This window comes from Variovorax sp. KBS0712 (assembly GCF_006323185.2).
Taxonomy (GTDB): domain Bacteria; phylum Pseudomonadota; class Gammaproteobacteria; order Burkholderiales; family Burkholderiaceae_C; genus Variovorax; species Variovorax boronicumulans.
Window position 1 is genome coordinate 80,120 of record NZ_VCCD02000005.1, and the last position, 13,520, is coordinate 93,639.

The following is a 13,520-nucleotide window of genomic DNA, read 5'->3' on the forward strand; positions in this document are numbered from 1 at the left end:
GTTCACACCTTCTCAAGATTAGCGCATCGGCCCGTTCTTGCGCCGCCGTTCATGCCGGCGCGCGGTGCGCGACAGCACCCACCAGGCAAAGCCCAGCGGCACGAACAGCGCCGCCATGGCCAGCAGCACGTGCAGCAGGTCAGTGACCATGGCGCAGGCCGCAGCGCGTGAGGTGATCGCGCCAGCTCATGAGCCGGCCGATCTCGCCCGACGGCACGCATTCGATGAGGCGGTGCAGCACCTCGGCATAGCGCGCGGTCGGAAAGCGGATCATCAGGCGCACGCAGGGCGCGTCGCTTTCCTGCGAGCTGCAGGCATGCAGCAACGGCTCGCAGCGCACCACGCCGGCCTCGGCGCAGGCGGCGATGCTGCGGCGCACGCGCAGCGCGTCGGCGCAGCAGACGGTGACGTCGAGCACATGGAACTGCGTCGTGCGCGGCGCGATCGGACTTCGCACGACGGCGACAGGATGTTCACGGTAGGCGGCATAGGCCATGGTTGTTTTCTCCTCAACGCACCGTCGAAGAAGCATCGAGCGCCAGGTTCAGCGCCAGCACGTTGACGCGCGATTCGCCCAGCACGCCCCACAGCGGCTTCTGGGTTTTCTGCGCGATCAGCGCATTCACCTGATCGATCGGCACGCCGCGCTCGCGCGCCACGCGGGCGGCCTGGTAGTGCGCGGCGGCGGGGCTGATGTCGGGGTCGAGCCCGCTGGCCGAGGCCGTGACGAGGTCCACCGGCACCGGCGCGGTGTTGCCCGGGTCGGCCGCGCGCAGCGCTTCGACGCGTGCCTTCACCGCATCCGCCAGCGCGGGGTTCAGCGGGCCCTGGTTGGAGCCGCCCGAGGCGCTCGCGTTGTAGGGCTGCGGTGCGGTGGCCGACGGGCGGCCCCAGAAGTGCTTCGGGTCGCTGAAGTTCTGGCCGATGAGCGCGGAGCCGACGGGCTTGCCATCGCGCATCACCAGGCTGCCCGCCGCCTGCGCGGGGAACAGCGCCTGCGCGGCGCCGGTGACGGCCGCCGGGTAGAGCAGGCCGGTGAATGCGCTCAGCAGCGCGAAGAGCACGAGCGCGGGACGGGCGATGCTGCCGTTGTTGTTTTTCATGATGAAGAACTCCTCAGACCAGATGGACTGCAACCAGCAGCCAGTCGATCAACTTGATGCCGATGAAGGGAACGAGCAGACCGCCCAGGCCGTAGATGGCAAGGTTGCGGCGCAGCAGCGCGGCGGCGCCCACGGGCCGGTAGCGCACGCCCTTGAGCGCCAGCGGAATCAGGAACACGATGACGAGCGCGTTGAAGATCACCGCCGACAAGATGGCCGACGACGGGCTGGCCAGGCGCATCACGTTGAGCGCGCCGAGCTGCGGGTAGGTCGACACGAAGATCGCCGGAATGATCGCGAAGTACTTCGCCACGTCGTTCGCGATCGAGAAGGTGGTGAGCGAGCCGCGCGTCATGAGCAGCGCCTTGCCGGTCTCCACCACCTCGAGCAGCTTGGTCGGGTTGGAGTCGAGGTCGACCATGTTGCCGGCCTCCTTCGCGGCCTGCGTGCCGCTGCCCATGGCCACGGCCACGTCGGCCTGCGCGAGCGCGGGGGCGTCGTTGGTGCCGTCGCCGGTCATCGCGACCAGCCGGCCTTCGGCCTGGTACTTGCGGATGAGCGCGAGCTTGTCCTCGGGCGTGGCCTCGGCCAGGAAGTCGTCCACGCCGGCCTCGGCCGCGATGGCGGCGGCCGTGAGCTTGTTGTCGCCCGTGATCATCACGGTCTTGATGCCCATGCGGCGCAGCTCGGCAAAGCGGTCGCGGATGCCGGTCTTGACGATGTCCTTGAGCTCGACCACGCCGAGCACGCGGTTGCCTTCGGCCACGGCCAGCGGCGTGCTGCCGCGGCGTGCCGTTTCTTCGGCGGCGCGCAGCATCTCGGCCGGCATGGTGCCGCCGAACGATTCGACATGGCGGCGCACCGCATCGACCGCGCCCTTGCGCAGCACGATGGCATCGGTGTCCAGGCTGTTGGGCGCGGCCGGCAGGTCGACGCCGCTCATGCGGGTCTGTGCGGTGAAGGGCACATAGCGCAGCACGTCGACGGAGGCGGCCTCCAGGCCGTCGCGGCGTGCGAGCTCGACGATGCTGCGGCCTTCGGGCGTTTCGTCGGCCAGCGAGGCGAGCATCGCGGCGCGTGCGAGGCGGCCCTTGGGCACGCCGGGCGCGGGCAGGAAGGCGCTGGCCTGGCGGTTGCCGTGCGTGATGGTGCCGGTCTTGTCGAGCAGCAGCACGTCGACGTCGCCGGCCGCTTCCACCGCGCGGCCCGAGGTGGCGATCACGTTGGCCTGCATCATGCGGCTCATGCCGGCCACGCCCACGGCCGAGAGCAGCCCGCCGATGGTGGTCGGGATCAGGCACACGAGCAACGCGACCAGCGCGGTGAGCGACACCACGGTGCCCGCCCCTGCGGCCTCGACGCTGAACACCGAGAACGGCAGCAGCGTGACGGTGACCATGAGGAACACGATCGTCAGCGCCACCAGCAGGATGGTCAGCGCGATCTCGTTCGGCGTCTTGTGGCGCTTGGCCGCCTCGACCATGCCGATCATGCGGTCCAGGAAGGACTCGCCGGGGTTCACCGAGATGCGCACCACCAGCCAGTCGGACAGCACGCGGGTGCCGCCGGTGACGGCTGAGAAGTCGCCGCCCGATTCGCGCACCACGGGCGCCGATTCACCGGTGATGGCGCTCTCGTCGACCGAGGCCACGCCTTCGATCACCTCGCCGTCGAGCGGGATCACGTCGCCGGCTTCGACCAGCACGACGTCGCCCTTGCGCAGGTTGGGCGCCTGCTCGGGCAGCCACGGCGCACCGTGGTGCGGCTGTTGCTGGTCCTTCAGCTTCTTGGCCCAGGTGTCCTTGCGCAGGCCGCGCAGCGAGGCCGCCTGCGCCTTGCTGCGGCCTTCGGCCAGCGCCTCGGCGAAGTTGGCGAACAGCACGGTGAACCACAGCCACACGGTCACGGCCAGCATGAAGGCGGGCTGCATGCCGGTGTCGCCCGGAAAGCTCAGCGCGTGCACCCAGAGCAGCGTCGTAAGGATGCTCCCGATGTAGACGATGAACATCACCGGGTTGCGCCACTGGGTGCGCGGGTTCAGCTTGGCGAAAGCGCCCCACAGCGCGGGCTTCACGAGCGCTGCGTCGAACAGCGAAAGAGAGGTTTTGGTTTTGGCAGTCATGGTGCGCTCCTTCTTATTTCCAGAGCACGAGGTGTTCGACGATCGGGCCCAGGGCCAGCGCCGGCACGTAGTTGAGCAGGCCGACCAGCAGCACGGTGCCGATCAGCAGGAAGACGAACAGCGGGCCGTGCGTGGGCAGCGTGCCGCTGGTGACGGGCAGCCGCTTCTTGGCGGCCAGCGCGCCGGCAATGGCGAGCACCGGCACGATCATCGCGAAGCGACCGAGCCACATCGCCAGGCCGAGCAGACCGTTGTAGAACGGTGTGTTGGCCGACAGGCCCGCGAAGGCGCTGCCGTTGTTGTTGGCGGCCGAGGTCAGCGCATACAGCACCTCGGAGAAGCCATGCGCGCCGGGGTTGGCGATGCCGACCTTGCCCCCACCCGCGCTCACCGCCAGCGCCGTGCCCGCCAGCACCAGCACCGGCGTGACCAGGATGGCGATGGAGATCAGCTTCATCTCGCGCACCTCGATCTTCTTGCCGAGGTACTCGGGCGTGCGTCCGATCATCAGGCCCGCGATGAACACCGCGAGCATGGCGAACACCAGCATGCCGTACAGGCCGCTGCCCACGCCGCCGAAGACGACCTCGCCCAGCTGCATCAGCACCATGGGGACCATGCCGCCGATGGGCGTGAGCGAGTCGTGCATGGCGTTCACCGCGCCGCACGAGGCGGCGGTGGTCACGGCGGCGAAGAGGGCCGAAGCGTCGATGCCGAAGCGCACTTCCTTGCCTTCCATGTTGCCGCCGCTTTGCAGCGCGCTGGCCACCTGGTCCACGCCCAGCGGGCCCAGCAGCGGATTGCCGGCCTGCTCGGCGGGCGTGGCGACCAGCACCGCCACCACGAACAGCACCGTCATCGCCGCGAGCACGGCCCAGCCCTGGCGCAGGTCGCCGACCACGCGGCCGAAGGCGAAGCACAGCGCCGCCGGGATCAGGAAGATCGCCAGCATCTCCAGCAGGTTGCTGAACGCCGTCGGGTTCTCGTAGGGGTGCGCCGAGTTGGCATTGAAGAAGCCGCCGCCGTTGGTGCCGAGCATCTTGATCGCTTCCTGCGAAGCGACCGGGCCCATGGCCAGCGTCTGCGTGGGGGTGGTGGCGTCTTCCATCACGGGGGCGCCCTTGTCATCCTTCAGCGGCTGGCCGTCGGGTCCGTTCTTCGGTTGCTGGAAGGCCGTGGCTTCGACCGTCTGCACGCTCTTGTAGGCGTCGAAGTTCTGGATCACGCCCTGCCCTGCCAGGCACAGCGCGAGCACGAACGAGATCGGCAGCAGCACCCACAGCGTGACGCGCGTCACGTCGGCCCAGAAGTTGCCGACCAGGCCCTTGCCGTCACCGCGGCGCGCAAAGCCGCGCACCAGCGCGAAGGCGACCGCGATGCCGGTGGCGGCAGACAGGAAGTTCTGCACCGCCAGGCCGAGCATCTGCGTGAGATAGCTCATGGTCGACTCGCCGGCGTAGCCCTGCCAGTTGGTATTGGCAACGAAGCTCACCGCCGTGTTGAAGGCCGAGTCGGGCGACACCGCGCCCATGCCCGCCGGGTTGAACGGCAGCCCGCCCTGCAGGCGCTGCAGGGCATAGAGAAAGATCGCGCCGATGGCGTTGAACGCCAGCAGCGCCAGCGCGTAGCGCAGCCAGTGCATCGACTGCTCGGGCTGCGTGCCCGCGAGCCGGTACAGCGGTGCTTCGATGCGCTGCATCCAGCGCGGCACGCGCTCGCCGCACAGCGCGGCCAGCAGCTTGCCCAGCGGCCAGGCCAGCACCAGCAGCGCGCCGAGAAAAAGGGCCAGCAAGACCCAGGCCGAGGTTTCCATGTCAGAACTCCTCGGCGCAGATCAGCGCGAACACCAGGTACGCGAACAGGACCACGGCGACCAGCGCGCCGAAGCCGTACAGGACTTCGAGGCCGATCACGATGCATCCCCCGGCGTGCGTGTCGTCTCAACGCCCGCGTGCGGCTTCTGCGGCCCTTCGAGCCGGTTCAGCCCGACGACCATGGCCGCCACCACGACCCACAGCGCCAGCAAGGCGCCCATCCAGACGATGTCCATTCATCACTCCTGCAAACAAGATGAAAGGAGTCTCGGCAGGCGTGCGTAAAACCGGGGGAAAGAGTGAGTGGGGGGCCGTAAAGAAAGCGTAAAAACGCGGGCAACGCAGAGGGTGAGGCCCGCCTGGTGCGTCGCGTCGAATGTCTCGGCGAGCTCCAGCAAGGGAGCCGGGGCCATTCAAACAGCCGAGGCTGTTGCCGATGGCGCGGCCCTGTCAGTCCACCTGCCGGGGATACCCGATCTCGGCGATGTCATTTCCGAGCGACGCCATGTCGAGGTCGGGATTGAATCGCCGGACGAGCGCGTCGCTGAGCGGTTGGTGCCGATAGATCGCCTCGACATCGCCCAGATCGAGGTCACGTTCGTAGTAGTCAGCCGCGAATTCGACGTACTGCTCGGGCCGGCCGGCGAGGATGCCAAGCAGCTCGGCGGAGCCATCCGGATCCTCCCCCGGCGGAAGCTCGACCGGTCCGCAAGTCCAGCGTTCTTCATGGCTCAGGCGCCAGAGACAGAAGGTGCTGTCGCTGGTCGTGAACGCCGGCTCTTCCAGCAGGTTGGTGCGGAACTCCGCCGGCAGCCGTTCGAAGATTCCGGGCCATGGCGTCCCCGGCCGGAATGCCGGAGCCTCGTGCGCAAGCCCGTGGAGCGCGGCGCCGGCCTGGCAGAAGATGGCAAACCAATGATCGCCCGAACCATTGCGCATCGATGCCATCGCCGCCTCATCCGACCACGCGGCGTTGAACGCGTAGTACCGGTACTCCCACTCCGGCGAGAGCATGGCGTCGAGCATTGCAAGAGACTGGGTCAGTCGCTTCAACGTCGGAATGTCTGGAAGCGCCTTCAGGTTTCTCGTCGAGAGGGTCATGCGGGGGCGAAGTTGGTGGGGAAGAACGCGCATGCTATCTGCCGATCGGGTCGGGTGCATGTCTGCCAAGACAGGGCGATCGGTGGCGCCTGTCAGGTTGTTTGCCGCCGCCAGGTGGAATCGACAACAATCTCTGAAAACGAGAGCGCAGGAAGCCAGCGCAAACCAAAGAGGGTGCGGACCGAAAGAGCGATCGATCGGGCCCGCAAAAAAGTGAAATCCACTGAGAGGAAGAGATGAAACTGAAGCGTGTCTTTCAGGCGGCTGCGGCCGGCCTTGCGTCCCTGGTGATCGCCGCTTGTGGCGGCGGAGGTGGTGGAGGAGGAGGCGGTGGTGGCGGTTTTCCGATCGGCATCGCGCCCGTCGCCCCCCCTGTGAACTATGTCAACGGCCTGTCCATCCGCATCAACCAGCCGGCCAGCATCGACAAGACGGTCTACGAAGGGCAGATGATCCCGAGCGTCCTGGTGTCGGGCACGCTGTCGGGCGACGTGAATCTGCTGAGCGGCAAGGTGCTGGTGCTCCTTGTCGTGATGCCCGATCCGCTGTTCGAAGAGAAGCCCGCCATCGCCATCAATGCCGCGGCACAGTCGGCTTCGCTGAACATGACCGGCAAGATCGCACCCGACGGCCCCAAGACCTACAAGGGCAACATGACGATCAAGGCCTGCCTGGATACGGCATGCCAGTCGGAAATCCGGGTCGAGAATCCGCAGATTCCGTATGCGATCACCGTCAAGACCGGACTGGTCCTGGGCAGCAAGAACGTCGACTTCGTCACCCCCTTCGGCGCCGCCGTGGCGCCTGTGACGGTTCCGGTCACGCTGCCCGAGGGCGCCGCCTCATGGGCCGTCGCGCCGGCGATCGGATCGACCGATACCTTCAAGGTCGAGAAGGCAGGCGACGGCTCCCCGAACCTCGTGGTCTCGCTGCCGGCGCTGCTGCCGAGCGCCTCGTCGTACAAGGCCAGCTTCAGCGTGAGCGCCATCACCTCGGACGGGCAGAAACTGTCCAGGCTGCTCGAAGTGAGCGTGCTGACCAACCCCTCCAGCGCGCCCTACGTCCTGGCCAAACCGGAGGCGCACTTCGTGGTCAAGGAAGGAACGCCCACCCTGGCGCCCGCACAGGACAACGCGGTCTTCTTCCCGGGCAACACCAGCGACAAGATGCGCTACATGGGCATGGTGATGAACACACCGCCCGGCGTGGACACCAGCATGTACCCAGGGCCGAACCTGTGGCTCTATGACTACTTCTACAACGAAGCGGGCTTGCCCAGGTACGCGACGAAGAGCTACAGCTGGAGTACGCAGGTGCAGGCCTGCTACAACGACCGATGCCTGCCGCCCGGACGCTACAGCGCACAGGTTCAGTTCCGCTACACGCCGGACGGAGGCCCTGTCTATGACATCTACTACCCGGTGGTCATGGACGTGGTGCCCTGATTCGGGCGAGCGACAGGCTCAGTGCGCCATCCACCGCCCGTCGTCACGCCGGCTCAGGAAGTAGCCGGCGCGGGCGGCGCGCGGGTCATCGGCTGATTTTTCGTTGACGATGTCCATCTCGGCGCGCGCGATCAACCAGGTGCCGCCCTGCTTGCCGTTGGACCATTGGAAGCGGTGGAAGCGCGCGTCGGAGCCGATGTAGAAGGTGTGCTGCAGCGGCGACGCGCCGTAGTTGCGGAACGCGGAGACGGGAATCTGCTGCGTCTCGCGGGCGCTGCCGCATCCCGCCAACCCCGTCGCAACGAGAAGCGCCGCGACCGCCAGGGCCGCGACGCTGCCGCGCGAAAGAACCCGCGCGGTGCCCATGGCCCGGGTCAGCGGCCGAAGCCGCGGTTGTACGAACCCACGGCGGAGTTGTAGTAGCTCACGATGTTCTTGTACGTCGACGGGAACTTGCTGTCCTTGAACGTGCGCCATTGGCCGATCATGTTCAGCAGGCTGCCGTGCAGCGACTCGTAGTTGTAGTTGGGCGCCTTGCCTGCTTCCCCCTTGGCCTTGGCTGCGGCCTTGGCTTCTTCCAGCGCCTTGGAGAGTTCTTCCAGCGAGGCCTGCAACTCGCTGGCCGCCGCATCGACCTTGGCGACGGCGTCCTTGTTCTTCAGGCCGTCGATCTGGTCGAGGCCGTTGACGAACTTCTTGGCCACCGCCATCGAGGCCAGCGTGTGGTAGTTGAGCATGTCGCCCTCGGCCTTGAGCTTGGCCATGCGTTCGGTGCGCGACGCCTCCTGCACGCGGTCCAGCTCGCCGCCCAGCGTGTCGATGCTGGCCAGCAGGCCCTTGAAGGCGGCGTTCATGTCGGCGTCGGCCGCGCGGCCCTTGACCCACTTGTCTTCGAGAAAGCTCTTGGACCGGTAGTACGGGTCCATCGGCGTCCAGACGGCGACGAGCTTCTCGCCCGTGGTCACCACGCCGTCGACGGCCGCGTCGAGCGCCGCGTCGCCCGAACCGTCGGCGCGTGCCTTCTTCAGGTCGTCCACGATGGACTGCACATCGGAAGGGCTGCCATAGAACGAGTTCCCGCTCGGCGACTTGCCGTTCACGTTCATCTGCACGTAGCTCTTGTACTTGGCACCCACGCTGCGGTTGTCGTCGATGAGCCGGTTGTAGCCCTGGCTGTAGGTGGTGCGGGCCGCGGCCTGCACGCGCGCCGGGTCCTTGGCGGGCTGGGTCTTGCCCGATGCGGACGGCGATGGCGAGGCCGCCGCCGGCGTCGGCTTGTTGTCTTCCTTGCAGGCCGCGAGCACGGCACAGAAGCAAAGGCTCAAGGCAAACAGGCGCGTGCGCGCCGATCGGTTGTTGTGCGCAGTCATGGCGCTCTCCCTCGGTTGTGGTTGTTCGGTGCCGCGCCCGTCGATGAAGGCCATCGCTCGCAGCGGCATCAGGTGCGAAAAATGATAGCCAGCGCCACCGCGTCCGATCGTCGCGAACGCGCGAAAAACGCCCCGCGCACCGAACTAAATTGTGAGGATTCGCTTCAAGGCGTGCCCTGGAAAGTCAGAGCGTGCGTTCGAGCTGCCAGGCTTGGTACTTCAGGCTTACCACCGCGCCGATCACGATGCCCGCGATGGCCGGCAGGCTCGCGATGCTCAGTGTCGACAGCGCGCTCAGGCCCTGCCCGATGGTGCAGCCCATGGCCGTGACGCCGCCGATGCCCATGAGCACCGCGCCCGTCGCGTGGTGCGCGAGGTCGCCGGTGTTGGCGAAGCCTTCCCAGCGGAATTCGCGCGACCACAGCGCGTGCAGTGCGGCACCTGCCACCACGCCGGCCACCGACACGATGCCCAGCGTGAGCCGCTTGTTGGCGTCGCTGTAGAACATGAGCCAGTCGAGCGCGTAGGCCACCGGTGTGACGAAGCTCAAGGCTTCGGCACGGCCGGAGTTGGTGGCGAGGAACACATGCTCGAGCGTGAGCGGATGCTCTTCGACCACCGCCCAGTGGCCGCTGAGCCACCATGCGCCGACGACCAGCGCACCGATCAGCATGCCGCCGACGAGGCTGCGCACATCGCGCGTCTCGCGGCCCCATGCGGCCCACACGAGCAGCGCGCCGCCGAGCACGAGGCCGAGCGCGAGGCGCAGCGAGGCCGCCTTCAGTTGGAAAGACGCGGCCAGCACATCGGGCAGCGACGCATTCATCGCCAGGTCGATGTGCACCACATCGACGGTCGCGACGCGCAGCACCGCGGTGATGCCCTTCAGCGTGGCAAAGGCCGACACGCCCATGAGCACCAGCACCACCAGCGCCTTGAGATTGCCGCCACCCAGGCGCACCAGCGTCTTGTTGCCGCAGCCCGAGGACAGCACCATGCCGACGCCGAACAGCAGGCCGCCGACCAGCGCGGCGAGCCAAAGGATCTGGTGCGAGGCGTAGAGCGTGCGGTCGGCATCGACGAGCCCCGCGAACACGAGCGCCGAGAAGCCGATGAGCGCCACGCCGCCGGCGGCGGCCCACTGCTTCACGCGGGTCCAGTCGCCCAGCGCGACCACGTCGCTGATCGCGCCCATGGTGCAAAAGCGCGTGGCGCGCGCGACGGCGCCGAACACCGCCGACAGCACGAAGGCCGCCACGAGCGCGAGCGTGGTGAGAAGGGAAAGCTGCGCGATGGACATGCCCCGATTCTAGGGAGCGCCCCCGCGCGTGCGGGGGCCCATTCAGCCCAGGCCGGGGTTCGGCGCGATGTTCTTCAGCACGGGTTCGTCGAGCCGGCGCGTGGTCACCACCTTGCGCGACTTCAGCCACGGCTCGATGACTTCCCACACCGGCTTGTTGCCGGCGGTGCGCGCCTCTTCGCTCACGGGCGCCCAGCCCGCGACCTTGTAGCTGCGGCTGGCGTCGATGGGCTTGCCGCCCAGGCGCATGTCCTGGATGCGCTGGCCCATGGCGGCGGTCGGGTCGCAGGTGTACTGCAGCCCGCCCACGCGCACCATGTCGCCGCCCTGCTGGTAGTAGGGGTCGGGGTTGAAGAGGTTGTCGCAGACGTCTTCGAGCACGGTCTTGAGCGTCTCGCCGGTCATCTGCGTCACCGTCGCGTACGAGTAGGTGGTGGCCGTCATGTCCATCAGCCACTCGCGCGTGATCGCCTGGCCGGGCAGCAGCGAGGTGCCCCAGCGGAAGCCGGGCGAGAAGGCGATGGGCGCGTCCTGCACTTCCATGAGCGCGTCGAGCAGCAGCTGGTCGCCGGTGCCGTTGAAGTTGCCGCGCCGGTACAGCGCGCCGTCGGTGTGGGCCAAGGTTTCGGCCAGCTTGGCCTCGTAGGGCGCGCGCACGCGGGTGATGAGCGCGTCCATCTCCTTGTCGGCCGGAATCAGGTCGGAGAACACGGGCAGCAGGCGGTAGCGGAAGTCGCTGACCTTCTTGCCCTTGACGTCGAAGTCGATCACGCCCAGGAACTTGCCGTTGGAGCCGCCGTTGACCACGATGGTCTTGCCGCCCGCGTTGCTCACCAGCGTGGGCATGGGCGTGCCGTCGTGCGTGTGGCCGCCCAGGATGGCGTCGACGCCGGTGACGCGGCTGGCCATCTTGAGGTCGACGTCCATGCCGTTGTGCGACAGCACCACCACCACCTGCGCGCCCTTGCCGCGCGCCTCGTTCACCACGCGCTGCAGGTTGTCGTCCTGGATGCCGAAGGTCCAGTCGGCCACCATGTAGCGCGGGTTGGCGATGGGCGTGTACGGGAAGGCCTGGCCGATGATGGCGCAGGGCACGCCGTTGATCTCGCGCATCACGTAGGGCTTGAACACCGGGTCGCCGAAGTCGGCGGTCTTGACGTTCTGCGCCACGAACTCGACCTTGCCCGCAAAGTCTTTCTCGATGATCTGCTGCACCCGCGCCATGCCGTAGGTGAACTCCCAGTGGCCGGTCATCACGTCGACGCCGAGCAGCTTGCAGGCGTCGACCATGTCCTGCGCATCGGTCCACAGCGAGGTGGCCGAGCCCTGCCAGGTGTCACCGCCGTCGAGCAGCAGCGCGCCGGGACGGCTGGCCTTGAGCTGTTTCACCAGCGTGGCCAGGTGCGCGAAGCCGCCGACCTTGCCGTAGCGCTGCGCGGCCTTGTCGAAGTCGAGGTAGGTGAGCGCATGCGCCATGCGCGTGCCGGGCTTCACGCCGGCGGCCTTCAGCAGGTGCTCGCCCACGAGGTGCGGCACCTTGCCGCGCATGTTGCCGACGCCGATGTTGACGCCCGGTTCGCGGAAGTACAGCGGCTTGAGCTGCGCGTGGCAGTCGGTCATGTGCAGCATCGACACGTTGCCGAAGGCCGGCACGGTGTACATGCCGTCGAGGCCGGCGGCCACGCTGCTGCCGTGGCGGCCCAGGCCCAGGCCGGCGACTGCGCCGGCACCGAGCATCTGGACGAACTCGCGCTTGGAAAGGTTCATGAAGAAGGAAGCCGGGCGTTCAGCGGTTGACGGGAGACTGGGGGTCGAGCAGCAAGCCCATCACGTCGCGGATCTGCTTCTCGTTGAGGATGCCGGAGTGGCCGACGCGCGGCATGTTCGAGCAGGCGTTGTAGGCGCGCGCGTTCCACAGCTTGCCCCAGGTGTATTCGACGATGGGCTTGGACGCGGCGCTGGCCGGGTCGCTCACGCCGCGCAGCTTGCCGTAGTGGTACAGGCTCGGGCCGAGCGTGCCGAAAGAGATTTCTTCCTTCGACATCTGGTGGCAGTTGTAGCAATTGCCGCCGTTGGCGGCGTTGGCCGCGTCGGTCCAGGTGAGGCCGCGGCCGTTCTGCGCGATCTTCTCGCCCTCGCGCCAGTCGCCGACAAACTTGCCATCGGAAGGCCAGCGCACGGTCTTCATGTTCGCGGCCTCGATCTCCTTGGTGCGCTGCTCGTCCAGCGGCTTGCCGCTGGCCTCGGCTTCGCTGCACGCGAGGTTGGCGGGGTCTTGCACGAGGCGGTCGACCTTGGCGATGCCCTGGTCGCGGAAGGAGCGCTGCAGCGCGTCGGCGGTGAGCTTGTCGAGCTCGGCGGCGCTGTCGACAGACGCGCAGCCGAACACGGTGAGCGCGCAGGCCACGGCAGCCAGGCCGAAGAAATGATCAGACTTCATGGCGTGGCTCCTTCAGCGCTTGATGGCCGGTGCGGTGGTCTTGCCGCCCTTGCCGTTGACGCCCATGTACACGGCCAGTGCCACGGTCACGTCGCTGGCGTAGCCCGGGTACGGAAAGCGCTGCTGGCGGAAGCAGTCGTTGAGCCGTCGCTGCATGCCCCACAGCTCGCCCGACGACACGCGGTACGCCGGCCAGGCGCCGAAGCCTTCACCGGCGCCGGGGTTCTTCGTGAGGTTGGGAAGGTCTTGCAGGCGGATGCGCTTGCCGTCGGCACCGTGGCAGGTGGCGCAGGCAAAGTCGTGCGGGCCGGCACGCAGGAAGAACAGGCGCTTGCCCACTTCGTACGCGCGGCGTTCGCTGGCGTGCGACTGCGGCAGGTTCAGCGGCAGGCCTTTCGATTCGGCCGAGATCCATGCCACCAGCCCCTCGAGGTTCTTCTGCTCGCCCTGGCCGAACGGCGTCTTGGCGATGGCGGCGGCGTCGAAGCCCTGCAGGGTTTCCATGCAGGTGAGCAGGCGTGACTCCATGTCCTGCACGCGGCCGGTGTCGGGAAAGTAGCGCGGCAGTTCGGCGAACGCACCCTTCACCACGCCCGGGCCCTTGCCGAGGTCGCACTTCTCCATCGACGCGGCCTTGGGCCCGCGCTTCTGTTTCCAGAGGTCTTCGCCCTTGGCCTCGAACAGTTCGGCGGGGTTGCCGTCCTGCAGCAGCGCGCGGTACTCGGCGATGCCTTCGGCCGTGGTCTTCTGCGCCGCGGCAGGCAGTGCGATGCTGCCGGCCAGCACCAGCAGGCTCAGGCATGTGGTTGTCCTCATGGGGCCGCC

15 protein-coding genes are annotated in these 13,520 nt (G+C 67.7%); 1 reads left to right on the plus strand and 14 read right to left on the minus strand.

Annotated elements, in window-relative coordinates:
- Positions 1–18: 18 nt before the first annotated feature.
- From FFI97_RS34200 to FFI97_RS31105, 8 genes are all read right to left on the minus strand, one after another.
- Positions 19–150, minus strand: a complete 132-nt coding sequence (locus FFI97_RS34200) for a hypothetical protein (RefSeq protein ID WP_260685230.1) — start codon at positions 148–150, stop codon at positions 19–21.
- Positions 140–496 carry a hypothetical protein gene (locus FFI97_RS31080; protein ID WP_139700505.1) on the minus strand — a complete coding sequence of 119 codons (357 nt, stop codon included), beginning with the start codon at positions 494–496 and terminating at the stop codon, positions 140–142. Before FFI97_RS31080 ends, FFI97_RS34200 begins: the two co-directional genes overlap by 11 nt.
- Positions 497–509: 13 nt before the next feature.
- Positions 510–1,103, minus strand: coding sequence for a potassium-transporting ATPase subunit KdpC (kdpC, locus tag FFI97_RS31085; RefSeq protein ID WP_139700507.1), 594 nt, complete (start codon positions 1,101–1,103; stop codon positions 510–512).
- 13 nt (positions 1,104–1,116) lie between these two features.
- Complete coding sequence (kdpB, locus tag FFI97_RS31090) at positions 1,117–3,225, minus strand: potassium-transporting ATPase subunit KdpB (protein WP_139700509.1); 2,109 nt, start codon at positions 3,223–3,225, stop codon at positions 1,117–1,119.
- A gap of 13 nt (positions 3,226–3,238) precedes the next feature.
- On the minus strand, positions 3,239–5,038 hold the full coding sequence (gene kdpA, locus FFI97_RS31095; RefSeq protein ID WP_139700512.1) for a potassium-transporting ATPase subunit KdpA: 1,800 nt from the start codon (positions 5,036–5,038) through the stop codon (positions 3,239–3,241).
- A gap of 1 nt (position 5,039) precedes the next feature.
- Positions 5,040–5,138 carry a K(+)-transporting ATPase subunit F gene (kdpF, locus tag FFI97_RS31100; RefSeq protein ID WP_056576794.1) on the minus strand — a complete coding sequence of 33 codons (99 nt, stop codon included), beginning with the start codon at positions 5,136–5,138 and terminating at the stop codon, positions 5,040–5,042.
- Positions 5,135–5,275 (minus strand): hypothetical protein, encoded by a 141-nt coding sequence (locus FFI97_RS33725; RefSeq protein WP_169805043.1) that lies wholly within the window; start codon positions 5,273–5,275, stop codon positions 5,135–5,137. The genes kdpF and FFI97_RS33725 overlap by 4 nt, the downstream gene beginning before the upstream one ends.
- Before the next feature lie 214 nt (positions 5,276–5,489).
- On the minus strand, positions 5,490–6,140 hold the full coding sequence (locus FFI97_RS31105; protein WP_139700514.1) for a hypothetical protein: 651 nt from the start codon (positions 6,138–6,140) through the stop codon (positions 5,490–5,492).
- Between the two features lie 236 nt (positions 6,141–6,376).
- Here FFI97_RS31105 and FFI97_RS31110 point away from each other — a divergent pair, with 236 nt between their 5' ends.
- A complete protein-coding gene (locus FFI97_RS31110) occupies positions 6,377–7,585 on the plus strand; it encodes a hypothetical protein (protein WP_139700516.1) in 1,209 nt (402 codons plus the stop codon).
- 18 nt (positions 7,586–7,603) lie between these two features.
- Here the strand turns inward: FFI97_RS31110 and FFI97_RS31115 are convergent, their stop codons facing one another.
- The 6 genes from FFI97_RS31115 to soxA all read right to left on the minus strand — a co-directional run bounded on the left by FFI97_RS31115 (position 7,604) and on the right by soxA (position 13,511).
- Positions 7,604–7,951, minus strand: a complete 348-nt coding sequence (locus FFI97_RS31115) for a hypothetical protein (RefSeq protein ID WP_139700517.1) — start codon at positions 7,949–7,951, stop codon at positions 7,604–7,606.
- An 8-nt stretch (positions 7,952–7,959) separates the two neighbouring features.
- A complete protein-coding gene (locus FFI97_RS31120; RefSeq protein ID WP_185993760.1) occupies positions 7,960–8,955 on the minus strand; it encodes a DUF3829 domain-containing protein in 996 nt (331 codons plus the stop codon).
- A 184-nt stretch (positions 8,956–9,139) separates the two neighbouring features.
- Complete coding sequence (locus FFI97_RS31125; RefSeq protein ID WP_139700522.1) at positions 9,140–10,255, minus strand: YeeE/YedE family protein; 1,116 nt, start codon at positions 10,253–10,255, stop codon at positions 9,140–9,142.
- A 42-nt stretch (positions 10,256–10,297) separates the two neighbouring features.
- Entirely contained in the window at positions 10,298–12,022 is a 1,725-nt protein-coding gene (soxB, locus tag FFI97_RS31130; protein ID WP_139700524.1) for a thiosulfohydrolase SoxB, read from the minus strand.
- Positions 12,023–12,041: 19 nt separating this feature from the next.
- Positions 12,042–12,695, minus strand: coding sequence for a sulfur oxidation c-type cytochrome SoxX (soxX, locus tag FFI97_RS31135; RefSeq protein ID WP_095747116.1), 654 nt, complete (start codon positions 12,693–12,695; stop codon positions 12,042–12,044).
- Positions 12,696–12,707: 12 nt separating this feature from the next.
- Positions 12,708–13,511, minus strand: a complete 804-nt coding sequence (gene soxA, locus FFI97_RS31140; RefSeq protein ID WP_062473848.1) for a sulfur oxidation c-type cytochrome SoxA — start codon at positions 13,509–13,511, stop codon at positions 12,708–12,710.
- Between the last annotated feature and the right edge of the window lie 9 nt (positions 13,512–13,520).